22 protein-coding genes are annotated in these 24,927 nt (G+C 76.3%); 10 read left to right on the top strand and 12 right to left on the bottom strand.

The features are described 5' to 3' along the window. Positions 1 to 300: 300 nt before the first annotated feature. The 5 genes from ACZ7LB_RS18550 to ACZ7LB_RS18530 are packed head-to-tail and all read right to left on the bottom strand — an operon-like array spanning position 301 to position 4,732. On the bottom strand, positions 301 to 1,542 hold the full coding sequence (locus ACZ7LB_RS18550) for a cytochrome P450 (RefSeq protein WP_161224225.1): 1,242 nt from the start codon (positions 1,540 to 1,542) through the stop codon (positions 301 to 303). Next, positions 1,539 to 2,144, bottom strand: a complete 606-nt coding sequence (locus ACZ7LB_RS18545) for a GTP-binding protein (RefSeq protein ID WP_471469417.1) — start codon at positions 2,142 to 2,144, stop codon at positions 1,539 to 1,541. Before ACZ7LB_RS18545 ends, ACZ7LB_RS18550 begins: the two co-directional genes overlap by 4 nt. Continuing rightward, positions 2,125 to 2,496: a DUF742 domain-containing protein gene (locus ACZ7LB_RS18540; RefSeq protein ID WP_471469415.1), complete on the bottom strand. Its 372-nt coding sequence runs from the start codon at positions 2,494 to 2,496 to the stop codon at positions 2,125 to 2,127. The genes ACZ7LB_RS18545 and ACZ7LB_RS18540 overlap by 20 nt, the downstream gene beginning before the upstream one ends. After that, positions 2,493 to 2,906 (bottom strand): roadblock/LC7 domain-containing protein, encoded by a 414-nt coding sequence (locus tag ACZ7LB_RS18535; protein WP_471469414.1) that lies wholly within the window; start codon positions 2,904 to 2,906, stop codon positions 2,493 to 2,495. The genes ACZ7LB_RS18540 and ACZ7LB_RS18535 overlap by 4 nt, the downstream gene beginning before the upstream one ends. Positions 2,907 to 2,911: 5 nt before the next feature. After that, entirely contained in the window at positions 2,912 to 4,732 is a 1,821-nt protein-coding gene (locus ACZ7LB_RS18530) for an ATP-binding protein (RefSeq protein ID WP_471469412.1), read from the bottom strand. Between the two features lie 361 nt (positions 4,733 to 5,093). Here ACZ7LB_RS18530 and ACZ7LB_RS18525 point away from each other — a divergent pair, with 361 nt between their 5' ends. Together ACZ7LB_RS18525 and ACZ7LB_RS18520 are read left to right on the top strand one after the other, a co-directional pair. Further along, entirely contained in the window at positions 5,094 to 5,480 is a 387-nt protein-coding gene (locus tag ACZ7LB_RS18525) for an anti-sigma factor antagonist (RefSeq protein ID WP_471469410.1), read from the top strand. 273 nt (positions 5,481 to 5,753) lie between these two features. Further along, entirely contained in the window at positions 5,754 to 6,305 is a 552-nt protein-coding gene (locus ACZ7LB_RS18520; RefSeq protein WP_471469408.1) for a VanZ family protein, read from the top strand. A 624-nt stretch (positions 6,306 to 6,929) separates the two neighbouring features. Here the strand turns inward: ACZ7LB_RS18520 and ACZ7LB_RS18515 are convergent. Next, positions 6,930 to 7,166: a hypothetical protein gene (locus ACZ7LB_RS18515; protein ID WP_161224218.1), complete on the bottom strand. Its 237-nt coding sequence runs from the start codon at positions 7,164 to 7,166 to the stop codon at positions 6,930 to 6,932. Positions 7,167 to 7,362: 196 nt separating this feature from the next. Between ACZ7LB_RS18515 and ACZ7LB_RS18510 the strand changes: the two genes are divergently transcribed. Beyond that, a complete protein-coding gene (locus ACZ7LB_RS18510; protein ID WP_471469406.1) occupies positions 7,363 to 8,400 on the top strand; it encodes a PHP domain-containing protein in 1,038 nt (345 codons plus the stop codon). Positions 8,401 to 10,046: 1,646 nt separating this feature from the next. On the opposite strand, the gene ACZ7LB_RS18505 is transcribed toward ACZ7LB_RS18510, so the two are convergent. Then, on the bottom strand, positions 10,047 to 11,336 hold the full coding sequence (locus tag ACZ7LB_RS18505) for an ROK family protein (protein ID WP_471469404.1): 1,290 nt from the start codon (positions 11,334 to 11,336) through the stop codon (positions 10,047 to 10,049). Positions 11,337 to 11,665: 329 nt separating this feature from the next. Between ACZ7LB_RS18505 and ACZ7LB_RS18500 the strand changes: the two genes are divergently transcribed. From ACZ7LB_RS18500 to ACZ7LB_RS18490, 3 genes are all read left to right on the top strand, one after another. Further along, positions 11,666 to 12,160, top strand: a complete 495-nt coding sequence (locus ACZ7LB_RS18500) for an FBP domain-containing protein (RefSeq protein ID WP_471469402.1) — start codon at positions 11,666 to 11,668, stop codon at positions 12,158 to 12,160. Between the two features lie 218 nt (positions 12,161 to 12,378). Further along, entirely contained in the window at positions 12,379 to 13,620 is a 1,242-nt protein-coding gene (locus ACZ7LB_RS18495; protein ID WP_471469400.1) for an FUSC family protein, read from the top strand. A gap of 170 nt (positions 13,621 to 13,790) precedes the next feature. Next, positions 13,791 to 14,837: a hypothetical protein gene (locus tag ACZ7LB_RS18490; RefSeq protein ID WP_471469399.1), complete on the top strand. Its 1,047-nt coding sequence runs from the start codon at positions 13,791 to 13,793 to the stop codon at positions 14,835 to 14,837. Positions 14,838 to 14,879: 42 nt separating this feature from the next. On the opposite strand, the gene ACZ7LB_RS18485 is transcribed toward ACZ7LB_RS18490, so the two are convergent. The 5 genes from ACZ7LB_RS18485 to ACZ7LB_RS18465 form a co-directional block, all read right to left on the bottom strand. Beyond that, complete coding sequence (locus ACZ7LB_RS18485; RefSeq protein WP_471469397.1) at positions 14,880 to 15,608, bottom strand: DUF2470 domain-containing protein; 729 nt, start codon at positions 15,606 to 15,608, stop codon at positions 14,880 to 14,882. Positions 15,609 to 16,010: 402 nt separating this feature from the next. Beyond that, positions 16,011 to 16,853: a pentapeptide repeat-containing protein gene (locus ACZ7LB_RS18480; protein ID WP_471469395.1), complete on the bottom strand. Its 843-nt coding sequence runs from the start codon at positions 16,851 to 16,853 to the stop codon at positions 16,011 to 16,013. Between the two features lie 54 nt (positions 16,854 to 16,907). Then, positions 16,908 to 17,801: a sigma-70 family RNA polymerase sigma factor gene (locus ACZ7LB_RS18475; RefSeq protein ID WP_471469543.1), complete on the bottom strand. Its 894-nt coding sequence runs from the start codon at positions 17,799 to 17,801 to the stop codon at positions 16,908 to 16,910. Positions 17,802 to 17,806: 5 nt separating this feature from the next. Continuing rightward, positions 17,807 to 18,550: a PIG-L deacetylase family protein gene (locus tag ACZ7LB_RS18470; protein WP_471469394.1), complete on the bottom strand. Its 744-nt coding sequence runs from the start codon at positions 18,548 to 18,550 to the stop codon at positions 17,807 to 17,809. Positions 18,551 to 18,707: 157 nt separating this feature from the next. After that, entirely contained in the window at positions 18,708 to 20,012 is a 1,305-nt protein-coding gene (locus tag ACZ7LB_RS18465; protein WP_471469393.1) for an alpha/beta fold hydrolase, read from the bottom strand. Between the two features lie 278 nt (positions 20,013 to 20,290). Here ACZ7LB_RS18465 and ACZ7LB_RS18460 point away from each other — a divergent pair, with 278 nt between their 5' ends. The 4 genes from ACZ7LB_RS18460 to ACZ7LB_RS18445 all read left to right on the top strand — a co-directional run bounded on the left by ACZ7LB_RS18460 (position 20,291) and on the right by ACZ7LB_RS18445 (position 24,776). Beyond that, positions 20,291 to 21,082, top strand: coding sequence for an ABC transporter ATP-binding protein (locus ACZ7LB_RS18460; RefSeq protein WP_471469391.1), 792 nt, complete (start codon positions 20,291 to 20,293; stop codon positions 21,080 to 21,082). A gap of 3 nt (positions 21,083 to 21,085) precedes the next feature. Further along, positions 21,086 to 22,405, top strand: a complete 1,320-nt coding sequence (locus ACZ7LB_RS18455) for an FtsX-like permease family protein (protein ID WP_471469389.1) — start codon at positions 21,086 to 21,088, stop codon at positions 22,403 to 22,405. 65 nt (positions 22,406 to 22,470) lie between these two features. Further along, the gene (locus ACZ7LB_RS18450) at positions 22,471 to 23,328 is read left to right on the top strand and encodes an AAA family ATPase (protein ID WP_471469387.1); all 858 of its coding nucleotides are present in this window, start codon (positions 22,471 to 22,473) and stop codon (positions 23,326 to 23,328) included. Then, complete coding sequence (locus tag ACZ7LB_RS18445; RefSeq protein ID WP_471469386.1) at positions 23,325 to 24,776, top strand: VWA domain-containing protein; 1,452 nt, start codon at positions 23,325 to 23,327, stop codon at positions 24,774 to 24,776. The genes ACZ7LB_RS18450 and ACZ7LB_RS18445 overlap by 4 nt, the downstream gene beginning before the upstream one ends. Positions 24,777 to 24,927 lie beyond the last annotated feature (151 nt).

Genomic DNA, 24,927 nt, shown 5'->3' with positions numbered 1-24,927 from the left:
CGGCTGTGCCCGGACGGTCCGACCGCCGTCCGGGCGCCGCGCCCGCGACCGCCCCGCGGGCGCCGGGCCCCACGCCTCCGACACCGGGCCTCGGATACCGCGCCTCCGACACCGGGCCTCGGGTGACCGGGCTCGGCCGGCCGGGCCGGAAGACCCCGCGTCCGGCGACCGCGCGTCCCGGCCCGCCGGAGCGGGACGGGGACGCGCGGGCCGGGAAGGGGCCGACGCGGAGCGCCGCCGGGTGGCGGCGACGGCACGCGCCACGGCCCCCGCGGACTCCCCCGCGCGGAGGGAAGGATCCTAGACCGGGAACTCGACCGGGAGGCGGTCCAGCCGCGACTCCCAGGTGGAGGCGGTGGAGGTGAGGTCGGCCGGGGGGACGGCCAGCCGCAGGCCGGGCAGCCGGTGCAGCAGGACGTCGACGCCGGTCTCGATGATGGCCTGGCCGATGTTCTGCCCGGGGCACTCGTGGGGCCCCGCGCTGAAGGCCAGGTGCGAGGAGTTGCCCTGGAGGGCCGCGGAGGCGTCGGGGCGGACCTCGGGATCGTGGTTGCCGGGGGCCAGGCCGAGGACGAGCAGGTCGCCCTCCTGGATGCGCCGGCCGCCCAGTTCCAGGTCACCGGTGGCGAACCGGCCGGGCATGACGGCCAGCGGCGGCGAGTCCCACATGACCTCCGCCACCACGCCCGTGACGTTCAGTTCCCCGCTGATCAGGCCGGAGAGCCGGTCGGTGTCGGTGAGGACCAGTTGCAGCACCCGGGCCAGCACGTTGCTGGTGGTGGTGTGGGCGGCGATCAGCACCAGGCGCAGATGGCTGACGACCTCGTCGGCGTCGAGTCCGGCGGGGTGCTGGATCAGGGCGGTGGTGAAGTCGGGCCCCGGCTCGGCGCGCTTGCGCTCGGCCAGGTCGCCGAGGATGCGCACGATCCGGTCGTTGTGCTCGACGGCGTCCTCGCCGCCGCGCAGGACCTGCGCGCTGGACTCGACCAGGCGGCGGCCCTCGGCCGCGGGCAGGCCCAGGATGCGGGTGAGGACGAGCATCGGCAGGTACTCGGTGTACTGGGCGACGAGATCGGCGCGGCCGGTGGCGGCGAAGGCGTCGATCTGCCGGTTGGCGAAGTGGGTGGCGTGGCGCCGCACCCCGCGTCCGGTCGCGGCGAGCAGCCCGTCGGTGACGGCGCCGCGCAGCCTGCGGTGGGGTTCGCCGTCCTGCGAGACGCAGTCGGGGCGCCAGGCCAGCATCGGGACCAGCGGCGAGGTGTCCGCGATGCGGCCCTCCCGCCAGTCCCGCCAGATCCGGGCGTCCCGGCTGAACTGGCGGGGGTTGTCCAGCACCCGCCGGTTCTCCCGGTAGCCGAGCACCAGCCAGGCGGGTACGTCGCCCTCCAGCCGGATCGGCGCGACGGCGCCGTGCTCCTTGCGCAGCCGGGCGTAGACCTCGTACGGGTCGGTCGCCACGTCGGGGCCGTAGAGCCGGAAGGCCGCCTCACCGTGCGCGACGGGGCAGCCGCCGGGCGCGGGCTGCGCGTTCTGCTCGTTCATCGGGTCTCCAGGGCGACGGCCGAGCGGTCCTTCAGATGCTTGATCAGGGTGACCAGCACATCGCGGCTGGCGGCCCGGTCACGGGCGTCGAAGGAGACGACGGGGGTGTGGGGGGAGATGTCCAGGGCATCGCGGATCTCGTCCACCGGGTACTCCTGGGAGTCGGGGAAGACGTTGAGCGCTATCACGAAGGGGACCTTCTGCCGCTCCATCTCCTCGATGGCCCGGAAGCTGGAGGCCAGCCGCCGGGTGTCCACCAGGACGATGGCGCCGAGGGCACCCTTGAACAGGCCGTTCCACAGGAACCAGAAGCGCTCCTGGCCCGGGGTGCCGAACAGGTAGAGCATCAGCGAGTCGTTGAGGCTGATCTTGCCGAAGTCGAGGCTGACGGTGGTCTGCGTCTTGTCGGCGACGCCGATCAGCCGGTCGTCGCCGGCGCTGGCCTGGGTGAGGGTCTCCTCCGTGGTCAGCGGCCGGATGTCGCTGACCGAGCGGACCATGGTCGTCTTCCCCGTGCCGAACCCGCCGGCGATCATCACTTTCACCGACCGGGTCGCCCCGGACGCCGGCTGCCCGGGGCGGTCAAAGCCTTTGAAGTCCACTGAGTACCTCCTCAAGGAGCGCGAGGTCGGGCCCGCGTCCGGCGTCGTGGGCCGGGATGGGGTCACGGGCTTCCACACGGCCCGCCTGGAGCAGGTCGGACAGCAGCACCGCGAGAATGTTGAACGGCAGGTGGAGGTGCGCGCCGAGCTCGGCCACCGACAGCGGTTCGCGGCAGCGCCGGAGGATTTCCTCGTGCTCGTGCTGCATGCCCGGTAAAGGGACGACGCGGGCGACCACCAGGGTCGCCACGTCGAGGGTGGAGGCCGCGCCGCCCGGTCCGCTGCGTCCTCCGGTGAGGACGTAGTAGCGCTCGAGACCGGACGGGTCGGACGGTCGGCGGGGGTTGTTCATCCAGAGGTCTCGTCGAGGCGCGGCGTGGTGCCGAGCAGTTCGCCCATGCGCCGGGCCAGGTCGCGCATCTGGTGGCCGAGCAGGCCCTGGTCGAGGCCCTCCCGGGCGAGCACGCCCAGATAGGTCTCGACGCCCGCGCGGACGACGAAGAGGTGACCGCCGTCGACCTCGATCATCGCCAGCCGCAGTTGCCCCGCGTGCTGGGGGAACTGCTCCGCGACCGGCTGGGCCAGCGCCTGCAGTCCCGCCACCACGGCGGCGAAGCGGTCCACGTCGTCGGGGTCCTCGGCGCCGTAGGCGGTGATGGCCTTGCCGTCGCTGGAGGCCACGAGCGCGAAGCGGATCTCCTGGATGCTCTCCACAAGGTCGCGGAGCGCCCAGCTCACGTCGGTTCCCTGGTGCGTCGTCATGGGGACTAGTCGCCTTCTTCAGTGCGGTGCTCGGTGGAGGGGCCACCGGTGGTCGGGTCGCGGTCGTCGCCGGCCCCGGGCGTCGTGGAGGGGCCGGCCGCCCCGCCGGGCTCGCGCCCCGCGGTGGCGAAGGCGGCGAGACCGGCGAAGGAGGCGTCCGGCGGCACGGCGGGGACGGCCGGCCTGCGGCTCTCCCCGGCCGGGCGGCCGGTCCCGCTGCCGGTGTCCTGATCCGCGCGCCTGCTGCGGCGGCGGGGCAGTCCGCCCCGAGTGGTCTCCCCGGCCTCCCCGGCGATGGCCGGGACGGGTTCCGGGGCGGCCTGGGCCGGCACGGCCGGTGCCTCCTGGACGGGGACGGCGGCGTGTCGCGCGAGCGGCACCGACGGGATCTCCGTCGCGGCCAGGGCGGCGGCGACCGCCGGGCTCTCGGTGGCGGCCGGGGCGGTGGCCGAGGACGCCAGCGGACTGAAGTACTTGTGCGGCACGACGACCACCACGGAGGTGCCGAGCCAGGGCGAGTCGGCGAAGGTGACGCGGATGCCGTAGCGGCGGGCCAGGATGCCGACCACCCGCAGACCGATGTTGGCGTCCTCGGAGATGCCGCCGAGGCCCGCGCCGGGCGAGGTGCCCGCGAGGGCGTGCTCGGCCTCGCGCTTCTTCTCCTCGCTCAGGCCCTTGCCGGAGTCCTGGATCTCGATGCCGACGCCGTTGGGCACCTCCTTGCCGGAGACGATCACCGGCTCGGTCGGCGGCGAGTAGCGGGCCGCGTTGTCCAGGAGGTGGGCGAAGATCAGCGTGAGGTGGTCCACCAGACCGCCGTCGACGCCGAGTTCGGGCAGGTGGCGGAGCTGGACGCGGTGGAAGTCCTTGATGCGGCCGATGCCGCCGCGGGCCACGCTGAGCAGCCGCTGCGGCTCCTGCCACTGTCGGCCGGGCCGGTCCGAGCCGCCGAGCACGCCGATGCTGGCGGCGAGGCAGTCGGCGGGGCCGATGGCCTGGTCGAGTTCCATCAGTCCCTGGGCGACGGCGGGCAGCCGGCCGTGCTCGCCCTGCATCTCGTGCAGTCGGCCGCGCAGCTTGCTGGTGAGGACGTGGATGCGGTTGCCGACGCCGATGACGGCCTGTTCCGCGGAGGTGGAGCGGTCGAGTTCGGCCTCGATGCCGATGAGCGCCGTCCTGAGGACCCTGCGCAGTCCGGCCTGGAGTTCGGCGCCGACCCCGGCGCTGTGCTCCAGCAGGGGCAGGATGTCGTCGATCGCGTCGCCCTCGCGCAGCTGCCGCATGGCCTCGGGCAGTTGCTCGTCGGCGAGCCGGGACACGGCGGCGAGCTGCCGGTTCAGCTGCTCCTGCCACGCCTCGGCCTGCTCGGCGAGCCGGGCCTCGTAGGCCGCGGACTGCTCGGTCAGCCGCTCCTCGCAGGTGCGGGTGTGCTGGGCGAGCTGGTTCTCGTGGGTCTGCGCGCGCTCGGCGAGCCGGCCCTCCAGGGTCTCGGTCCGCTCGGCGAGCTGGGCCTCCAGCGCGGCGCGCTCGGCGGCGAACGTGCGTTCCAGACCGGAGACGTGCTGCTGCCACTGCTGGGCGTGCTCGGCCTGGCCGGAGCGGTGCCCGTCCTCGACCCGGCTGAGCTGGGCGCGGGTGCGGAGCAGCAGGCGCACGCAGAGCGCCCCGGTCACCGTGACCGCGGCACCCGCGACGGCGGTGGTTATCCGTTCCGCGCTCATGAACGTGGCGGCGACCGTCCCGCCTCCCATACCCAGTGGCATGAGCCACCAGCTGTACCAGGCGACAGGGGGCCGCGCCGCCGATGGCGGAGTGGCGAGTTCCATGTGCATCCTTCGAAGCGAACGATCGGACGGGGGTGTGAACGGATTCGCACTCATGAGTACGCGCCGCGGATCGGCCCGGCAAGGCCGTACCAACTCGCGGCGCCTTCCCGGAGCTTATCGGTTGCACAGTCGAAAAGATCAAATGCGGGGTCCGGGACAAGTAAGTATCCCGTCACTCTGGGTCGCCCCCGCCGACCCCCCTCGGGACCGGCTGTGAGAGTTCGGTGACACATGCCGCCCGACCATGCTCGGATTCTGTACTTCGGGGGTAACTTGCTGAAGCGCAGCGGGTGTTGGGGCCTCCTCGGGATGCCCGCGACCCGCCGTCCGCGACGGGTCACCGGCTGGAGGCGATGGCGCAGTGCGGCAGGATTCCGTGTCGCTCACCCGGCATTTGACGGTCTGCCGTGACGGCGGACACATCGTGCTGGCGCTGCGTGGCGAGATCGACATTTCGACCGCGACCGAAATAGGTCCGTACCTGGACCGGGAGACGGGGCGCCCCGGCGCGCTCGTCGTGATCGATCTCGGCGGCGTCGAATTCTTCGACTGCTCCGGGCTGCGGCTGCTCTACCGGGCCCGCCGCCGGGTGCTGGACCGGGGCGGCCGGGTGGCGCTGGTGTGCGCGCACCCGCTGACGCTGCGCATGCTGCGGATCACCGGACTGACGCGGCTGCTGCCACCGCTGCCCACCCGCCGGGACGCCCTCGACGCGCTCGGTGCGGAGGACGGCCGCCCGGCGCGCTGAGCGGCACCGGCCGGCCGTGTCACGCGCTCCGGCCGCCACCGGGCGAACGGCCCCGTTCGCGACCGCGACTCCTCCGCGCCCCGTACCGGTCGCAAGGGCACGTCCGCGCGGGCGGGGTGCGGGCGGGGTACGGGGGCGGGGTACGTCGCCGGGCCTGCGGGCGGGGTACGGGGCGGTCCGGGGCGGGGTGGGCACGGGCGTGCGGCATCCCGGACGGTTCGCGGGGTAAGCGCCTCCTCACGCGGGGAAGCCGACGACCGGAGGACCGATCCCATGGCTCGTGCCGCCTTACGCCCCCTCTCGCTGCCCCACCCCCTGCGCGCCCGCCGCGCCCGCCCGGCCGACCCGGCACCGCACGCCGGACGGCGTCCGCTGCCGCTGCCGCTGCGCCTGCTGGCCGTGGTGTGCGCGCTCGCCTTCATGGTGGCGTTCGCCGTGGTGCTGGCGCAGTTGACGCTGCGGCCCTCCCCCGCCTCGGAGGCCCTGACGCACACCAATCTGCGTCCGGGCGCCTCCCTGCGGGCCTATCTGGACCAGCCCGCGCTGCGGGACGCCGTCAAGCAGATCGGCGGCAATCTGCTGCTGGGGGTGCCGTTCGGGGTGCTGACGCCCGTCGTGGCGCCCCGGACCCGGGGCACGCTGCGGGTGCTGCTGCTGACCACCGGGGTGATGCTGCTGGTGGAGTGCGCCCAGGGGGTGCTGATCACCGGGCGCGCCTTCGACATCGACGACGTGATCCTCAACAGCGCCGGGGCGCTGCTCGGCTATCTGCTCCTCGGACGGCGGATGAGCCGGGCGGTGCACGCGCGGCGGGTCCGCCGGTGAGGGCGGGGCACCGGACCACGGGCGGGCGGCGGACGGCGCCCATCCGTCACTCCCGCGCCCGGGGCGCACGCCCGGCACCCGGCCGGACGGGAACCGGCACGTGTCCCACGCCTCCGCGCCCCGGGCCCGTCACCGCGGTACGGGACTCCGCCCGCGCGGTACGGGACTCCGGCCGGTGCACGGCGGGCACGGCGGACGCGCCGGGCACCGGCCCGGAGCGCCCCGGCGCGCGCGGGTGGCACGGCTCCGGCGGACGCGCGGGGCACCGGCCCGGCCCCCACTCCGATCCGGCCGGGCTCGACGGCGGTGCGGTGCGTTCCGGGCCGTCCGGGCGGGAGCCGGTGGACGAGGACGTGCGGGCGGCCGAGGAGGCTCCGACGCGGAGCGTCAGCGGGCAGCGGCGGCGTCGCGGACCCGCGCGCCGGTCCCCCGCGCCCCCGGGCACGCTCCGGAAGCGCGGGACCAGGGTCTTTCGTTTGGGTCGGGCCGGATCGGGGAGCGGGGTCCGGCGCCGTGCGTCGCGAGGCGGGGGAGGGAGTCGGGGCGGAGCCCCGGCGACCGACGACAACGCGGCGAGGTGCGGCGCCAGGGCCCGCGAGCCCGGCATGATCCGAACGAGAGGCCCTAGCGCGGTGTCCAGGTGAACTTGTCCCCGCCGACCCAGCGGACCACGGCCGGGTCGTCGAGGTCGTGGACCCTGATCCCGAACGCCGCCGCGGCCTCCAGGACGTCGATCACGGTCCTGGCCTCGCCGACCACCTCTCCGTCGATCTCCACGATCCGGAACGGCGGTGTGCCCGGCTGCACCCCGAGCACGAGAATCCGCGGACTGTTGATGTGCGGGCTCGCGATTTCGGTCATGCATCGAGGGTAGGCCGCGACCCCCGCCCCCGGCCCGGCGAATGCCCTCCGGGTGCCGGTGCCGGACGGCGTGGGGCTCGCGGAGGGTACCCGGGGGCCGGATCGTCCTTCCGGGCCGTCCGCGTCCGGGTCCGTCGTGCGGCCACCCGGGCCCTGGGGAACCCTGGAGGGGCCCGACCGCGAGGAGGAGGCGCCGATGGACCCCGTCGAGGCGCTGGAGCGGATCGCCTTCCTGCTGGAGCGGTCGCGGGCGCCGACCTACCGCGTCAAGGCGTTCCGCACCGCCGCCCGGGTGCTGGCGGCCCTGCCCGAGGGCGAGCTGCGGCGCCGGGCGGACGGCGGACACCTGGAGGCGCTGCGGGGCGTCGGCCCCAAGACGGCGCGGGTGGCGCACGAGGCCCTGGAGGGGCGGGTCCCCGGCTATCTGGAGCGGCTGCGCGAGGAGACCGCCGACCCGCTCGCGGAGGGCGGCGAAGAGCTGCGGGCGCTGCTGCGCGGCGACTGCCACCTGCACTCCGACTGGTCCGACGGGGGGAGCCCGATCGAGGAGATGGGACGCGCCGCGGCGGCGCTGGGGCACGAGTGGGCGGCGCTGACCGACCACTCGCCCCGGCTGACGGTGGCCCGCGGGCTGTCGCCCGAGCGGCTCCGCGAGCAGTTGGACGTGGTGGCGCGGCTGAACGAGACCTGGGCGCCGTTCCGGCTGCTGACCGGCATCGAGTGCGACATCCTCGACGACGGTTCGCTCGACCAGGAGCCCGGGCTGCTGGAACGGCTCGACGTGGTCGTCGTCTCCGTCCACTCCAAGCTGCGGATGGACGCGGCGGCGATGACCCGCCGCATGGTGGCGGCCGTACGCGATCCGCACGCGGACGTCCTCGGGCACTGCACCGGGCGGCTGCTGTCCGGGCGGGAGCGGCCGGAGTCGCGGTTCGACGCGGACGCCGTGTTCGCGGCCTGCGCGGAGTCGGGCACCGCCGTGGAGATCAACAGCAGGCCCGAGCGGCTGGACCCGCCCCGGCGGCTGCTGCGCCGGGCGGTGGCGGCGGGGGTGCTCTTCTCCGTCGACACCGACGCCCACGCGCCGGGCCAGCTCGACTGGCAGCCACTGGGGTGCGCCCGGGCCGAGGAGTGCGGCGTCCCCGCCGGGCGGGTGGTGACCACCTGGACGGCACCGGAGTTGCTCGCCTGGACGCGCGAGGGGCGGCTTCCGGCACGGGTGACCGGCGGCTGACCGGGGCCGCTCCCCCGCCCGGCACCCTCGCGCCGCACGGTCCGGCGCCGGTCGGGGCACGCCGGGGTGCGCCGGAGTGCGCCGTCCGGCGGGCCGTGGGGCCGTGGGGCCGTCATGCGGCGCCCGGTCAGGCGGCTGCCCTCCTCGGCCGCGACCGGCACAGGCGGCCGGCCGCCGTCACCGCCGGGCACCCGCAGGGCCGTACGGCGCACGCCTCGGCCGTACGCCGACCGGCCTGCCCGTCCCGCCGGGCAGAGGTGGGCCGACGCGGATCCCCGGCCCGGGGCGGCCGACCGCTGGAACGCCGGAGCCGAACGCCGGAGCCGGAGCCGGAGCCGAGCGAACCGCCACGCAGGGCCGCACACTCCGGCCGTCGGCGCCGCCGTCGGCGCCCGCCTCCGTCGCGGGCGCCGGGACCGACCCGTGACCGGAGCCAGGGCCGTAGTTCCGACGGGGCCTGATGCGTGACGGGCCGGACCGCCGCGTGCCGGCGCACCGTGCCGGCGGAGGGCCCCCGGTCCACCGGCCGGACGGGGTGAAACCGGGCCAGTGACGCGCATCACCGCAAAACATGGCAGAGGGTGGAACACCGGCCGGTGCCGCACCGTTGAACAGGACGTGGGCGCGGAGGGAACTGTGACCTCGGGCCACATCTTCCGCCCACGGGGACGATCGTTCGGCTGAAGCCCCGTGGAGCCCCCCGCCGAGAGGCGACCGCCCTTCGCGTCCACCCGAAGACCGCCCCGGCCGTGATCCCCCCGTCCGGCCGGGGCTCCCCTGAAAGCCCCCGCCCCGCCGGGGGCTTTCCCCTGCCCCGCCCCGCGTACGTCCCGCCCCGCCGGCACGGGGTGCCCGGCGCTTCACCGCCGGACGGGCGGAGGGAAGAGGGAACGCCCGACGGGACCTGCTCCGAGTCGGCTCGTGGCGCCGTCCTCGCCCGCGAGGAGCCGTCGCGGTCACGCGGGGGCCCGCACCCGCCCGGCGGCACCCCGCCGGCCCCGCCGGGTGCGAGCCGGGCACCGCTGGAACACTCCGTCGGGCACCCGACGGAGCCTTCGGAGCTCCGGTTCGGGGATACATGTGCCGTCCGGCCGGAGGTATGCGCGTGCCGGGGCACCACGGTGCGGCCCGCAGCCCACCGGAGCGGGCGTCAACGCACCACGACGCCCGCGCGGGCCCGCCGAGCGCTCAGCCGGGGGACTCGTCGGGGACCGGGTGCCCGGGGCCCGCGGCACCGGACCGGGGCGCGCCCCGGCGGCCGGTGCCCGCCTCGTCGGTGTCGGGAACGTCGTCCGCCGGACCCGTCCCGTCCTCCGCGCGGCCCCGGCCGCGCTCCGCGCCGGAGCCCCCGCGGCCGGCGCCCCCGCTCCCGCCGCCGTCCCTCCGCGGCCCCCCGCCGGGTCCCCCGCCACGGGACGTGCGGACCGGGGGGACGTCCCACGGGTCCTCGGGGCCGTCGGCCTGCTGGTCGGGCATGTCCCGGGGGACGGGGGCACCGCGCCTTCCGGGCGCGCCCCGCCGTCCGGTGCCTCCGGCACGGTGATCGTTCACGGCGCTCTCCTTCCGCGCTCCTGCCGGGTGTCCGACGGAACCGGGTAGCCCGCGCGCCGTCCCGCGAAACCCGGCCGCGCGGTGTCCGCCGCGCCTCAGCGGGGGGTGCGCTCCTCCAGGGCGGTGCGCCAGGCCGGGAGCGGGCTCTCCGGCGCGGGCTCGGGGCGCCTGCCGCCCCGGGCGAAGAACTCGGCCAGCGGCAGGATCGCCGCGCCGACGGTGACGGCGTCGGGGCCGAGCCGCCCCAGGTCCACCGTGACGTTCCCGGCGGGGTGGCGCAGCGCGTAGGAGACGGCGTGGCGGCGCACGGCGGGCAGGAGACGGGCGCCGAGCCGCAGCCCGGCCCAGCCGCCGATCAGGATGCGCTCCGGCTGGAAGAGGTTGACCAGGTCGGACAGGCCGGCGCCCAGGTACTCGGCGGTCTCCTCCAGGACGGCGAGCGCGACGGGGTCGGCCGGGCGGTCGTCGTCCGGGTGGGCCGCGGCGAGCAGGGCGTCCAGGGCGGTCTCCTCGTCGGCGCCCTCGGGCACCGGGCCGCCCGCCTCCCGCCAGCGGGCCAGCAGCGAGGCGGCGCCCGCGTACGCCTCCAGGCAGCCGAGCGCGCCGCAGCGGCAGCGGCGGCCCCTGACCCGCACCGTCAGGTGCCCCCACTCGACCGCCCGGCCCTCCTCGACCTCGGGGGTGACGAGGGAGGCGCCGAGGCCGGAGCCGAGCAGGACGACGGCCGCGTTGCGGGCGCCGCGCCCGGCGCCGAACCACATCTCGGCCTGCCCGACGGTCCGGACGCCGTTGTCCATCAGGTACGGGACGGAGTCGGGCAGCGCCGAGCGGGCGCGCAGCAGGGACTCCAGCGGGACCGCGTCCCAGCCGATGGTCTGCCCGTGGACGACGGCACCGCGGTCCGGGGTCCGCTCGACGATGCCGGGCACGCCGATCCCCACGCCGAGCAGCCGCTCGGGCGGGAGTCCGGCGGTGCGCAGCACCTCGCGGATGCCGTCGTCGACATGGCCGATGGTGGCGGCCACGTCGTGGCGGTGCTGGGGCACCGGGCGTTCGGCCCGGGCGAGTTCGGTCAGGGTGAGGTCGAAGAGCTCGACGCGCACCCGGGTCTCGCCGATGTCCACGCCGATCATGTGGCCGCTGCCCGGTGCCACCCTCAGCAGGGTGCGGGGTCTGCCGCCGTCGGAGTCGACGCTGCCGGCCTCCTCGACCAGGTCGTCCGCGATCAGGTCGGCGACGACGTTGCTCACGGAGCCGGAGCTGAGCCCGGTCGCCGGGCCCAGTTCGAAGCGGCTGAGCGGCCCGTCGAAGTAGAGCCGTTGCAGTACGGCCGTACGGTTGGCCCTTCTGAGGTCGCGTACCGTGCGCCCGTTCCGCCCCGCCATGTAGCTCCTCCGTAGGGTCCCGGGCTGAAACATACATCCGACGGGCCGTCATGTGCGACTTCCCTTTGTCCTTAATCCATGGAATGAGCCACCTACGGGGCGCTCGCGCGGGGATTGCCGGGCCGGGGAGGCCGGGGCCGGGACGCCGGAACGGCCCCCGGGACGCACCGCCGGAGCCCCCGCCGCGGCCCGCACCGGCCCGCACCGGCCCGCGCCGGAAAAACCGTTGGCCCCGCCACCGGCCGGGTCCCTACGCTACGCAGGAACCCAGGCAGCCTGAGTTCCGGCGACGGCTCCCTCCGGCGCCGGCCGCACCACCGGAGTCCCCCATGAGAACACTCACCGAGCAGGAGATCCGCGCCTCCTTCGTCAACTGCTCGAAGGGCGAGGCCAAGCGCGTCGCGATCCCCCGCGACCTGGACGGACTGCCGTGGGACGACCTGGACTTCCTGGGCTGGCGCGATCCGGGGGCACCGGACCGCAGCTATCTGGTCACCGAGCTCGGGGACACCCTGACCGGTGTGACGATGCGCTTCCAGCAGGGGCAGCGCGGATTCTTCCAGCGCAGCCTGTGCTCCCTGTGCCTGACCGGCCATCCCCGGGGCGGCGTCTCGCTGATGACGGCCCGCAGGGCGGGCCCGGCCGGGCGCGAGGGCAACTCGGTCGGCCTCTACATGTGCACCGACCTGGCCTGCTCCTTGTATCTGCGGGGCAAGAAGACCTCGCAGAGCGGTGCCCGCTACGAGGAGAGCCTCACCCTGGACGAGCAGGTCGCCCGCGCGACGGAGAACCTCTCCGCCTTCCTCGCCAAGGTCACCGCCTGACGGCCGAGGCGCCCGCCCCGCCGCTCCCGGCACCCCGCGCCCCCGTACGGGGGCGGTCCTCCCGCCGGGCGCTCCGTCCTTCCGGCACCGGCCGTCCCGGGTGCCGGGTCACGACACGTCCGGCGCCGTGCGGCGCGTGAGCGGTCCCCGCCGCCCCCGGCCGGATACCTTCCTGTCCGGATGTGTTCGACGCGCCGGGGGAAGGGAACTGCCCGAGGATGCTGGATGTACGCCGGGCCGCCGCGTCCGCCGCACGCCTGGTCGCCTGGCACCGGGACCCCACGGTCGTCCAGGCGCTGCGCTCGGCCGCCGCCGCGTCCATCGCCTATGTGATCGCGCTGCGGATCAGCCCCGAGGCGGCGCCGCTGACCGCTCCCCTCACCGCGCTCCTGGTCGTGCAGGTCACCCTGTACGCCACGCTCAAGACCGGCATCCGCCGGGTCAACGCCGTCGTCGCCGGGGTCCTGGTGGCGATCGCGTTCAGCGTGGTGGTGGGGCTGAGCTGGTGGAGCCTCGCCCTGGTGATCGTGGCCTCGCTGGGCGTGGGCCATCTGGTGCGGGCGGACGAGTTCGTCGCCGAGGTGGCGATCAGCGCGATGCTGGTGCTCGGCGTGACCGCGCACGGGACGCTGGCCTGGGCGCGGGTGGTGGAGACGCTGATCGGAGCGGCCGTCGGGCTGACCTTCAACCTCGTCCTCGCCCCTCCGGTCTGGGTGGACCAGGCCGCCGGTTCCATCGGGGAACTCGCCCGGAGAGTACGGCAGCTGCTGCTGCGGATGGGCGAGCAGGCGGCCGGCCGCACCGCGCACCACGAGGCCGCCGCACGGCTGCACGAGGCGCGGCGGCTGGACCACGACATCGCGCAGGTCGACGAGGACCTGCGGCAGGCCGAGGACAGCCTCCGTCTCAACCCCCGGGTCCGCGAGGGGCTGCTGAACCGGGTCGTGCTGCGCACCGGGCTGGACACCCTGGAGATCTGCACCGTCGTGCTGCGCGTCCTGGCCCGGAGCCTGACCGACCTGGCCCGCGAGCGCGAGCCGGAGCCGCTGTTCCCCCGGGAGACGGGCGCCGTCATCGAGCGGCTGCTCTCGGAGGTCGCGGACGCCGTGGTCAGCTTCTCGGTGCTGGTGACCAGCAGCGCCAGCGCCAACGCCGAGTCCGCGGAGGACCGGCTCGCCGCCGAGCTGCGGCAGGCCACGGCCACCCGGAACCGGCTGGAGCGGATGCTGCTGGCGGAGATCCGGCGCGAGCCGCGCCAGTGGCAGTTGCAGGGCGCGGTGCTGGCCGAGGTGGACCGGATCATCGACGAGATGGACACCGAGCACCGCTCGCGCCGTCTGCTGGAGGAGCTGGACCGGCACACCCGCGAGCAGCGCGAACGGCGGCCCCGGCTGACCCGTCTGCGCGACCGTCTGCTGCGGAGGGGGAACCGCGGCACCCGGCGTTCGCGTTCTCGGTGAGGAAGCGTGCCGCGGCAAGGGTGGCACGACCGGCGGGCCGTCCCGCCGCGGACACGTCCCCGTGCGCCCGGTCCGGACGCACGGGTGCCGGACGGCGCGTCCGGTGCGGCACGGTGGGCACGGCGCGTCCGGTACGGACGGTGGGAACGGAACCACAGGGGGCCAGAGGGATGAGCGACAGCACGGTACGGATCGAGGGGAACGGGCTGCGCCTGCCGGGAGGGGTGTCGGTGCGGTTCATCCGCACACTGCGGCTGCCCGAGACCGGCACGCACGCGCTGCCGCCGGGACTGGGCGAGTTCCCGGTCCGCCGGGTCGCGGATCACGCCGACACCGTGCCGCCGGAGTGGCGAGCGCGCGGCGGGGTGATGGTGCCGATGTATCTGCGCGAGGCGATGTGGCTGAGTTTCGCCGGCACGACGGAACCGGCCGCGCTCCAGGTCGGGGTGGGCAAGGTGTGCGCGGTCTCGGGCCGCCCCTGGAGCGACCGGCTCCGCCGCGATCCGCAGAACTACGTCGTCCTCCCCCGGCAGCCCTGGCTGGACGGCATCAACTCCGGGAGGGGCACGGTCCGCCAGTTCGTGGCGGTGCCGCTGGGCCTGGGGGCGACCGTCGAGGGCCAGGTGACCGGCGAGGAGGTGTGGGGCGGCGTGCAGGTGCAGTCCTTCGCGCTCGGCGAGGAGGCGCGGGAGCGCTGGCGCGCCGCGCAGCGCCGCCTGGCCATGGCGCCGCGCGGCCGCGGCGCCCTCGCCGCCGGGCCCCCGCCCCCGGGCACCGCGCCGATGCCGGCCCCCGCCGCGCCGGGTTCGCCGCCGCCGTCCGGTGGCGGCCCGGCCGTGCCCGCGATGGGGCTGGGCGTCGGGGGCAGCATGCGCCAGGAGGTGTACCGGGACGAGCGCCCCGCCGAGCACTGGGCGGACACCCCGGTGGGCCGGGTCTTCGTCCATCTGGTGACGCCCCCGCAGTGGCGGCGGATCACCGGCGAGGTGCCGCCGCCCTCCCCCGTGGACCGCGCGGCGTACACCCGGGCCGGACTGCCCTGGTACGCCTACGACGACGAGGACGCCCGGGACCTCTCCCCGGCCGGGCCGCTCACGGACGTCCGGCCGGTCGGGGACTGGCTCGGCGACGACCACCAGCCCTGGCAGCCGCCCGCGCCGCACCAGGTGCACCGGCTCAAGGCCCCCGGCTCCCCGGTGGAGGACGGCGACTGGTAGGCCCGGGCGGGCGCGGCCGGGGCGGGGCGGCTCCCGGCGGGGTCAGCGGTGCCCGCGCTCGGGGCGGTGGTGCTGCCGGGCGCGGTGGCAGGAGGCGGCGTCCGCCTGGGTGAGCAGTACGTGCATCCGCTCGGTGAGCTGGGCGGCGCTGTCGGCGGGGGCGTGGAAGGGGAGCCGTACGTCGCCGTGGGCGCGGGCGCGTTCGATGCGCAGTGTCAGCCCGTGCCGGTCGACGGCGAGCGGACGGACCCGCACCGCCCCGTGCAGGCTGCGGGCGTCGACCAGCCGGCTGAGCCGCTCCACCGCCTCGCCGTGGCAGTCGGCGAGATGGGTCAGCAGCCCGGCCTCGGCCAGGGCGAGGGGGTCGGGCTCGGCGGCGGCGAACTCGTCGGCGTCGACCACCACGGCGCCGGAGGCCCGGCGCAGCACCACCCGGGTCGTCCGGAAGGCGAGGTGCCCGTCCTCGGCCGCCAGCCACCCGACCAGCCAGAGCCGGGCCCGGACCCGGCGCCGCACCGGGACGGGGGCCACGTCGGCGAACTCCAGCACGGCGGACGGCTCCCCGCGCGGGGCGCAGATCGCGGCGGCCACGAGGGGGCTGTCCTCCGGCACCCGCAGCAGCACCCGGCCGTCGTCGGCCACGGTGTGCGCGCCGACGAACTCCTCGCGGCCGCACTCGGCGGTCACCGCACAGGACCACGCGGCGGCGAGCACGGAGCGGGCCTGCTCCGCCGCGGCGGGCGCGGCCGTCCAGGTGTCGTTCTCGCCCATCCCCAACCTCCGTCGTCAAGTTCTTTAGGTAAGGCTTGCCTAACTTAGCGGAGATCGCGGTGCGCGCCAACCGGAACCGGTGATCCCGGAGGGGTCTTTCGACGCGTGGAGGGGCGCACGGCGGCACTGCGCGTGCGCGTCGGACGGCGCATGACGGCGGGTCACCACGAGGAGGGCCCGGCGGGGCGGGCACGGGGACCGACCGGGAACCGGCCGGCGAACGGACCGGACACCGCCCGTCACGGGCCCGTCGGGGCCGGTCCGGCACCCGGCCGGGACACCACGCGGGGCCGGGGCGGGAGCGGGAGGCCCGAGCAGGAGCGGGAGGCCGGGACGGGGGCCCGGGGCCCGGGGCGGTGGTCCAAGGTCCCGGGGAACCGGGCGCAGGGAGCCGGACCCGGGTCAGGGGCGCCCGGTCCAGTGGGCGGGGCGCTCGACCGCCCCGGGCAGCCGGGTCCCCGCGCCGCCCCGGGCGGCGGTGACCTGCGGCTGGGTCAGGAAGAGCGCGCCGGTCAGATCGGCGTCGGTCAGATCGGTGTCGCGCAGGTCCGCGCCGATCAGATCGGCGCCCCGCAGATCGGCGCCGGTGAGGTCGGCGGCGATCAGGCAGGCGCCGCGCAGGTCGGCGCCCCGCAGATCGGCACCTCTGAGACGGGCGCCCAGCAGATCGGCGTGGCGGCGGTTCTTCTTCCTGCCCCGCGCGTCCGGCCGGGCCAGCTCGCTGGTGCGCAGGAGCAGCACGTTGACCCGCTGCCGGTGCGCGGGCACGTCCAGGGCGGTCAGTTCCGCGGGGGTCCCGGCGGCGAGCCGCTCGGTGTCGTCCCGCAGGCCGCGCAGTTCGGCGTGGAGGGACCGGGCGGCGGGCACGGCCAGTGCCTCGGTCAGGTACCAGAGCAGTTCGTGCAGTTGGCGGACGACGGGGAAGACGTCGAACATGCCGCGGGCGTGTCCGGGCGGGCCGGTGCGCCAGTCCTGTCCGCCGAAGGTCTCGCGCGAGACCCGCTGCCCGGCGCCGAAGCAGTCGTAGACGGTGCAGCCGCTGAAGCCCTCGCGGCGCAGCACGGTGTGGATGCCGCAGCGGCTGTCCGCGCGCAGGTTGCGGCAGGGTGTCCCGGCCGCCTTGTCCACCGCGAAGTCGGCCGAGGCGGCGAACGGCAGCGCCACGCAGCACAGTCCGAAGCACCGGGCGCAGTCGCCGCGCAGTTCCGCCGGGGCGGCCCCCTGTTCTCCCATGGCGTTCAGCATAGGGAACGGCGGGCCGGTCCCGGGCACGGGGGCCGCCCGTGCCCGGCAGCCGGTTCAGCCGCGGTCGGCGGGCACCGCCAGGCGGGCCAGGCGGTCCGGGTCGGCGAGGATGTATATGCCGGTGATGAGGTCGTCGGTGACGGTGAGGGTGAGGACCGATCCGATCCGGCCGTCGACGAGGCTGAGCAGGCCCAGCGAGTCGTTGACCACGATCTGGCGGGCCACCGCGTTGTAGCGGGCGAACAGCAGTGCCGATCCGGCCACGGTCCGCGCGCCGCGCAGCGTCTTGGACCCGGCCGCGCCCCTGACCAGGGCGCCCGCGTCGGCCCGCAGCACCACGTCGGGGTGGAGGACGGCGACCAGCGCCTCGAAGTCACCGGTGCGCGCGGCGGCCTGGAAGGCGTCGAGGGCCCGGCGCTGGCGGCCGAGGTCCGGGTCGGGCGGCGGGCCGGCGTCCCGGACCCGGCGGCGGGCGCGCGAGGCCAGTTGCCGGGTGGCGGCCGGGGTGCGCTCCACGACGGGGGCGATGTCGTCGAAGGGCACGGCGAACATGTCGTGCAGGACGAAGGCGAGCCGTTCGTCGGGGGTCAGGCTCTCCAGCACGACGAGCAGCGCGACGCCCACCGAGTCGTTGCGCAGGGCCTCCTGCTCCGGGTCGGCGGGGACGAGGGGCCGGAGCACGGGGTCGGGCACGAAGGTGTCGTCGATCGGCTGCTCGCGGCGGGCGGCGCGCGAGCGCAGCAGGTCCAGGCAGATCCGGCCGGTGACGGTGGTGAGCCAGGCGCCGAGGCCGACAAGGGCGGCGGTGTCCGTGCGGCGCAGCCGCAGCCACGCCTCCTGGACGGCGTCCTCCGCCTCCGAGGGCGAGCCGAGCATGCGGTGGGCGACCGCCCGGAGCCGTCCGCGGTGCTCCTCGAAGCGCTCCGCGAGCAGGGTCTCGTCGCTCACGGCGGTCACCGGGGGAAGAGTTCGAAGGAGACCGCGGGCCGTCCGCCGAAGCGCCGTCCGGCCTCCTCGGTGGCGCCCAGGAGGAAGCCGCGGACGTACGTCTCCGGGTCCTCGTCGGTCAGCACCTCGAGGTAGGTGCGGTGCGCCAGCAGGGAGCGCACGCCGCGCTCCAGGCCCCGGCTCGCGTCCACGGCGTGCGTGGGGGCGCCGGAGCCCGCGACGGCGACCCAGCGGACCCCGTCCCACGGGTCGAGGCCCCGCTCGGCCAGCTCGGGGAAGATCCAGCGGTTGCCGGCGTCGGCCGCCGCGTCGAGCGTGGCGCGGCCGACGGCGACGTGGTCCGGGGTGTTCCAGGCGACGCCGCCCCAGGTGTCGTGGTGGTTGAGGGTGAGGACCAGCTCGGGGCGGTGCCGGCGGATCGCGGCGGCGATGTCGCGGCGCAGCTCCGTGCCGTAGACGACGACGCCGTCCGCGTGGTCGAGGAACTCGACCCGGTCCACGCCGACCTCGGCGGCGGCGGCCCGCTGCTCGCGCTCGCGCAGGGGGCCGCACTCGGCGGGCGGGAGGGTGTCGATGCCCGCCTCGCCGCGGGTCACGAGGAGGTAGGAGACCTCACGGCCCTCGTCGGTCCAGGCGGCGACGGCGGCGGAGCAGCCGTACTCCAGGTCGTCCGGGTGGGCGACGACGGCCAGGGCGCGCTGCCAGTCGCCGGGCAGGGGATCGAGTTGCGGGGGCGTCGGCTCGGTCATGTCCGCACAGTAACCGGTGTCCGCGGCACCGCTCCCGGTCAGCTCGCCGCCGGGGCGGCCACGGGGGGGTGCCGTGGGCCGGACGGGGGACCACGCCGGGGCGCGCCCGGCGTGGTCGTCCGGCGGTCGCGTCCGGCGGTCCCGTCCGGCCGCCGGGTCAGACCTCGTCGCGGGCGAGGCCGAGGAGCCGGTCCAGGACGCGGGGGCCGCCGGTGCGGACGCCGTCGTGCTCGAACTCGTCGGTGACCCAGGTGCGCAGCCCCCGCACGGCGCGGGCGGTGGCCAGCGAGTGGGACGTCTCGACGTACATGTCGTCGTGGTAGACGGCCGCGGCGGCGGGCACCTCGTTGGCGGCGAGCCGGGCGGGGTCGTACAGGGGGGTCCAGCCGGTTCGGGCGGCGAGCAGTTCGGCGGTCTCGCGCAGCGGGCGCAGGGCCGGGTCGCAGTCGAACATCCAGGGGTGGATGGTCTCGCCGGTGAACAGGAGCGGTGCGTCCCCGGCGAGGGTCCGCTCGGCGTCGAAGCCGGGGAACTCGGCGCGGACCCGTTCGGCGGCCCAGGCGGTGGGGCGGGAGTCCTGGCCGTAGATGGCCTCGTGGACGAGGGCGTACAGGGGGTTGCCCGCGAACGAGAGGAGGGCCCGGACCTGCTCCTGGAAGGAGTCGGACAGCTCACTGCCCCCGGGGGCGCGCACGAAGGCGTCCTCCAGGAGGAAGTGGAGGCGGTGGCTGCCGTCGCCGCTGCCGAGCATGAGGCCGAGGGACTGGAAGGCCTCCGCGGTGAGCCGGTAGCCGCCGGGCAGGACCACGTCGTGGGTGAGCAGGTGTTCCGCGATGCGGCGGGCGCGCTCGACGTCCTGGGGGTAGCGGTGGTAGTGCGCGGCGACCTTGCGGGCGACGCGCGGGTAGGCGGCCCGGTAGACGTCGTCCGCGTGGGCGTCCAGGGAGGGCAGTCCCCCGGTGATCAGGGCGGTCTCCAGGCCCTCGGGCGCCAGGGACAGGTAGGTGAGGGTGCAGAAGCCGCCGAAGCTCTGGCCGAGGACGGTCCACGGGGCGCCGCCGGTCACCTGGGGACGGACGGCCTCGCAGTCGCGGACGATGGAGTCGGCGCGGAAGAGGGCGAGGTGTTCGGCCTGCTCGGCGGGGCCGCCGCGGAGCGGGAGGGTCTGCCGGTTGGCGGGGGTGGAGGCGCCGGTGCCGCGCTGGTCGAGGAGGAGCACGCGGTACTCCTCCAGGGCCCGGCCGAGCCAGGCCGGGCGGCCGACGAAACGATTCGCCCCGAAGCCTGGGCCGCCCTGGAGGTAGAGCAGCCACGGCAGGTCGCCCCGGTGCGCCCGGTCACTCGCGACGACCTCGCGGGCGAAGAGCTCGATCGTCTCCCCGGCGGGGTCGTCGTGGTCGAGGGGGACGGTGAACCGGCGGTCGGTGAGGACGACGCCGGGCTGGCGGTAGCTGACGCTCAAGGGGGCTCCCGGGAGGGACGGATGGTACGGGTGAATCTTCGGTGCGTGTCCCAGTTCAGCACATGGCCCTGCGGCCCCCGACGGCCGGGACGGCGGATCGTGCGGAGCACCGCCCCCGGCGGGTGCCCCGGCGGGCCCTCCGGAGCCCCGGATTCCGGCCGGGAGGGGTGGTGCCGGCACCACCCCCGGGACGGGTTCCGCGCCCCGTGTGCGGCGCCCTGGGCCTGCGTAGCGTCGGAACCGAGGCGCCGCACCGGGCGGCGCCGCCACGGAGGGTGATGACGATGCCGCGCGCCAGGAACCGGTCCCCGCAGGACCCCGGCCCCCATCCCGAGGCGCTCCGGCTGACCGGGGTGACCCGGGTCCACGGCACCGGCGCGGGCGCGGTGACCGCGCTGGACGGGGTGGGCCTGAGCCTGGCCCGGGGCACCTTCACCGCGGTGATGGGGCCGTCGGGCTCGGGCAAGTCGACGCTGCTGCGGTGCGCGGCGGGCCTGGACCGGCCGGACTCCGGCACCGTGCACGTGGACGGCGCGGAGCTGACCGGCGGCGGCGAGGCGGAGCTGACGCGGTTCCGGCGGGGCCGGATCGGCTTCGTGTTCCAGCAGTACAACCTGCTGGACACGCTGACGGTCGCGCAGAACACGGTGCTGCCGCTCCGGCTCGCCGGGCGGCGCGCCGACCGGCGGCGGGTCCACGACGCCCTGACCTCCGTCGGCCTGGGCGACCGCCTCGGCCACTACCCCGACCAGCTCTCCGGGGGCCAGCGGCAGCGGGTGGCCATCGCCCGGGCGCTGGTCACCGAGCCCCGGCTGGTCCTCGCCGACGAGCCCACCGGCGCCCTGGACACGCGCAGCGCTCGGCAGGTGCTCGGGCTGCTGCGGGAGGCGGTGCGCGGGCACGGGCGGACGGTGGTGATGGTGACCCACGACCCGGTCGCCGCCTCCTGGGCGGACTCGGTGGTGTTCCTGGCCGACGGGCGGCTCGCCGGGCGGCTGGACGCGCCGGCCCCGGAGGCGGTCGCGGAGCGGCTGACGCACCTCGGCGACGCCGTGCCGACGGGGGTGTGAGCGGTGTTCGCACTGGCTCTGCGGTCGGTACGGAAGCGGCCCGGACGGTTCCTCGTCACCCTGCTGTCCGCGTTCCTCGGCGCGGTGGTCGTCATGGCGTTCCAGTCGCTGCGGGACACCGCGGCGCGGGGCGGCGCCGACGCGGCCGGCGCCGAGGCGCTGCGCACCGCGGCCGCGGTGGTGGGCGGCTACGGCGCGCTCCTGGTGTTCCTCGCGGTGGCCTCGGCGCTCACGGTCGCCGTACGGCAGCGCGCGGACGAACTGGAGCTGCTGCGCTGCTCGGGGGCGACCCCGGCGCAGCTCACCCGGATGGTGGTGGGCGAGGCGGTGGCCGTGGCGCTGGCGGGGACGCTGCTGGCGGTGGGCCCGGCGGTGTCCGGCGGGCGGGCGCTGCTGGAGCTGTTCCAGGACGGTGGCCAGGTGTCCCGGTCCGTCGTCCCCGTCTTCGGGCCGGCCGCGCTCGTCAGCGGCGCGGCCGTGACGGTGGCCGCGTCGGCGGGCGCGGCGGTCCTGGCGCTGCGCCGGGTGACGCGGCGGCGCCGGGAGCGCCCCGGGGCCCGGCGGGCCCTCGCGTGCGCCGCGCTGGTGTGCGGCGGTGCGGGGGTGTCGGCCACCTTCCTGCTCCCGGCCACGGCCGAGGCCCTGATGGCCCCGCCCGCCTACGGGGCGATCCTGCTGTCGGCGGGGCTCGCGCTGCTCTCGGCCCGGCTGCCGGCGGCGGTGCTCGCCCGGCTGCCGTTCACCGGGGCGGCCGGGTGGATGGCGGCGCGCACCCTGCGGGCGCGGTCCGCCGGGCTCGGCGGGGTGCTGGTGCCGCTGATCCTGTTCACCGCGGTGTCCACGGCGACGCTGACCATGCAGGCGGTGGAGAGCGACGCCGTCGCGGCCTCGGGGCTGGTCCGGCCGGCGGAGGCCGGGAGCCTGCGGACCCTCAACCTCGCGGTGGTCGGCGTCGTCGCGGTGTTCGTCTGCGTGATGCTGGTGAACTCGCTCTACGCGGCGACGTCGTACCGGTCCCGCGAGTTCGGCGGCCAGCGGCTGGCGGGGGCGACGCCGGGGCAGGTGCTCGCCGCGGTCGGCGCCGAGGCCGCCGCGCTCACCGTGACGGGGGTGTCGCTGGGGACGGTGGCCGCGCTGGCGGGGGTGGTGCCGTTCACCCTGGTCCGCGCCGACGGCGTGGTGCCGGACCGGTTCCCCGGCGTCTGGCTGGCCGTGGTGTCGCTCTCGGCGGTCCTGACCCTGGGCACCAGCCTGGTGACGGCCCGGCGGGCCCTGCGCGTCCCGGCGGTGCGGGCGGTGGGGGCTTCCGCGCCGCCCACGTGACAGCGGACCTGAACAAGCGCTTGGATAGGACCCGTTGGCAAGTCCGTCCCGTGCTGGAGGTCCCGGTGTTCACTTCCGTCGACGATGTCCGCGACCGGCTCGCCGGGACCGGGTACCTGGCCTCGCCGTCGGTCGCCACGGCCGTGTTCCTCGCCGCCCGGCTGGGCAAGCCGCTGCTGGTGGAGGGACCGGCCGGGGTCGGCAAGACCGAACTCGCCAAGGCGGTCGCCCAGGTCGGCGGCGCCCGGCTGGTGCGGCTCCAGTGCTACGAGGGCGTCGACGAGTCCCGCGCCCTGTACGAGTGGAACCACGCCAAGCAGTTGCTGCGGATCAGCGCGGGACGCGACGAGAGCTGGGACGAGACCCGGACGGACATCTTCGGCGAGGAGTTCCTGCTCGCCCGGCCGCTGCTGACCGCGATCCGCGGCGACGACCCCAAGGTCCTGCTGGTCGACGAGACCGACAAGGCCGACATCGAGGTGGAGGGGCTGCTGCTGGAGGTCCTCGGCGACTTCCAGGTGACCGTCCCGGAGCTGGGCACGATCACCGCGACCCGCCGCCCCTTCGTGGTGCTCACCTCCAACGCGAGCCGCGAGCTGTCGGAGGCGCTGCGCCGCCGCTGCCTCTTCCTCCATCTGGACTTCCCCGACGAGGAGCTGGAGCGGCGGATCGTGCGGACCCGGGTGCCGGGGCTCGACGGGGCCCTCGCCGCCTCGCTGGTGCGGGTGGTGGGCGCGCTGCGCGCGATGGACCTGCGGAAGGCGCCGTCGGTGGCCGAGACCATCGACTGGGCCCGCACCCTCCTGGCGCTCGGCGCCGGAACGCTCGACGAGGGCCTCGTGCGGGACACCCTGGGCGTCGTCCTCAAGCACCAGGAGGACGTGGTGCGGGCGACGGCCGGGCTCGACCTGGACGCGCTGTGACCGACGGCGCGGCCGGCGGGAACCCCGCCGGGGAGGTCGCGGGGCGGCTGACGTCCCTGGTGGCGGCGTTGCGCGCGCACGGCTTCCGGATCGGCACCGGGGAGAGCGTGGACGCGGCGCGGGCCGTGGCGGAGCTGGGGATGGCGGACCGGGCGCTGCTGCGGGAGGGGCTGGCGGCGACGCTGCTGCACACCGCCGGGCAGCGGCGGGTGTTCGACCCCGTCTTCGACCTCTACTTCCCGCGCGCGGTGGGCGGTCCGGCGCCCGGGCCCGAGCCGGGACCGGGCGGACGGGAGGCGCTGCGCGACCGGCTCGCCGCCGCGCTCGCCGACAACGACCGGGCACTGCTGGAACGGCTGGCCGCGCGGGCGGTCGGGGAGTTCGGCGGCTACGGCGCCCCCGGCGGCGCGCCCAGTCCCGGCGGCACGAGCGGGGCGGGCGGCGGGGGCGGTGCCGCCGCCCCGGGCGCGGGCGGCTGGTCCTCGCACCAGACGCTCGACCGGGTGCGGCCGCAGACCGTGCTCGCCCGGGTCCGCGACGACCTCCGGGCGCGCGGCGGGGACGGCGGGTTCACGGACCGGCTGCTGGAGGACGAGATCCGGCGCCGCGTCGAGGAGTTCCGCCGGATGGTGGCGGCCGAGGCGCGGCGCCGGTCGGCCGAGCGGCGGGGGCCCGACGGGATCGCCCGCCGCGCGGTGGCCCCCACGCCCGACCGCGTCGACTTCCTCCAGGCGGGCCGGCCGCAGCTCGAGGAACTGCGCCGCACGGTGCGGCCGCTGGCCCGCAGGCTCGCCACCCGGCTGGCGGCCCGCCGCCGCCGGGCGCACTGGGGCACCGTCGACCTGCGGCGCACGCTGCGCGGTTCGCTGTCGACGGGCGGGGTGCCGATGCGGCCGGTGCTGCGACGGCGGCGGCCGGTGCGGCCCGAACTGGTGCTGCTCTGCGACGTGTCGGGATCGGTGGCCGGGTTCTCGGACTTCACGATGCTGCTGGTACAGGCGCTGCACGAGCAGTTCGCGAAGGTGCGGGTGTTCGCCTTCGTCAACCGGACCGACGAGGTGACCGGTCTGCTGGAGCGCGGCGCCGCCGACCCGGAGGGGCTCGGTGCCCGGATCGCGGCGGGGGCGACGCTCAGTTCCCGGCACGGCAGCAGTGACTACGGCCTCGCGCTGGGCGAGTTCGTGGAGCGGTTCGGGGATGCGGTCGGCCCGCGTACGACGGTGTTCGTGCTCGGTGACGCCCGGACCAACAGGACCGATCCCAACACGGCCGCCGTACGGCGGATCACGATGCGGGCGCGGCGGGTCTACTGGCTCAACCCCGAGCCGCGCTCCCGGTGGGGCACCGGCGACTCGGCGGCACCGGCGTACGCGGCGCTGGTGGAGATGCACGAGTGCCGTGACGCCCGGCAGCTCGGCGCCCTGGTGACCCGGCTGATGCCGGTGTGAACGGCCCCCGGGGCGACGGCCGTCCCGGGAACCGCCCACGGCCCCGGCGCCGCCGGGCACCCCTGACCACGCGGCCCCTCCCCCGGCGACCGGGCGGAGGGCCTTCCCCGGTGCCCGCACACCGGCCGGCGGGCCCGCGCAGTGGCTCCCC

The organism is Streptomyces sp. NPDC107521 (genome assembly GCF_055598485.1).
Note: the sequence above shows the minus strand (reverse complement) of the source record. Positions and strands in the feature narration are given on the sequence as shown.

Bases quoted from the DNA above. Each gene is read 5' to 3' on its own strand.
- ACZ7LB_RS18550 (WP_161224225.1), bottom strand. From the start codon at position 1,542: ATGAACGAGCAGAACGCGCAGCCCGCGCCCGGCGGCTGCCCCGTCGCG.
- ACZ7LB_RS18540 (WP_471469415.1), bottom strand. From the start codon at position 2,496: ATGAACAACCCCCGCCGACCGTCCGACCCGTCCGGTCTCGAGCGCTAC.
- ACZ7LB_RS18535 (WP_471469414.1), bottom strand. From the start codon at position 2,906: ATGACGACGCACCAGGGAACCGACGTGAGCTGGGCGCTCCGCGACCTT.
- ACZ7LB_RS18530 (WP_471469412.1), bottom strand. From the start codon at position 4,732: ATGGAACTCGCCACTCCGCCATCGGCGGCGCGGCCCCCTGTCGCCTGG.
- ACZ7LB_RS18520 (WP_471469408.1), top strand. From the start codon at position 5,754: ATGGCTCGTGCCGCCTTACGCCCCCTCTCGCTGCCCCACCCCCTGCGC.
- ACZ7LB_RS18515 (WP_161224218.1), bottom strand. From the start codon at position 7,166: ATGACCGAAATCGCGAGCCCGCACATCAACAGTCCGCGGATTCTCGTG.
- ACZ7LB_RS18510 (WP_471469406.1), top strand. From the start codon at position 7,363: ATGGACCCCGTCGAGGCGCTGGAGCGGATCGCCTTCCTGCTGGAGCGG.
- ACZ7LB_RS18505 (WP_471469404.1), bottom strand. From the start codon at position 11,336: ATGGCGGGGCGGAACGGGCGCACGGTACGCGACCTCAGAAGGGCCAAC.
- ACZ7LB_RS18500 (WP_471469402.1), top strand. From the start codon at position 11,666: ATGAGAACACTCACCGAGCAGGAGATCCGCGCCTCCTTCGTCAACTGC.
- ACZ7LB_RS18495 (WP_471469400.1), top strand. From the start codon at position 12,379: ATGCTGGATGTACGCCGGGCCGCCGCGTCCGCCGCACGCCTGGTCGCC.
- ACZ7LB_RS18490 (WP_471469399.1), top strand. From the start codon at position 13,791: ATGAGCGACAGCACGGTACGGATCGAGGGGAACGGGCTGCGCCTGCCG.
- ACZ7LB_RS18485 (WP_471469397.1), bottom strand. From the start codon at position 15,608: ATGGGCGAGAACGACACCTGGACGGCCGCGCCCGCCGCGGCGGAGCAG.
- ACZ7LB_RS18480 (WP_471469395.1), bottom strand. From the start codon at position 16,853: ATGCTGAACGCCATGGGAGAACAGGGGGCCGCCCCGGCGGAACTGCGC.
- ACZ7LB_RS18470 (WP_471469394.1), bottom strand. From the start codon at position 18,550: ATGACCGAGCCGACGCCCCCGCAACTCGATCCCCTGCCCGGCGACTGG.
- ACZ7LB_RS18460 (WP_471469391.1), top strand. From the start codon at position 20,291: ATGACGATGCCGCGCGCCAGGAACCGGTCCCCGCAGGACCCCGGCCCC.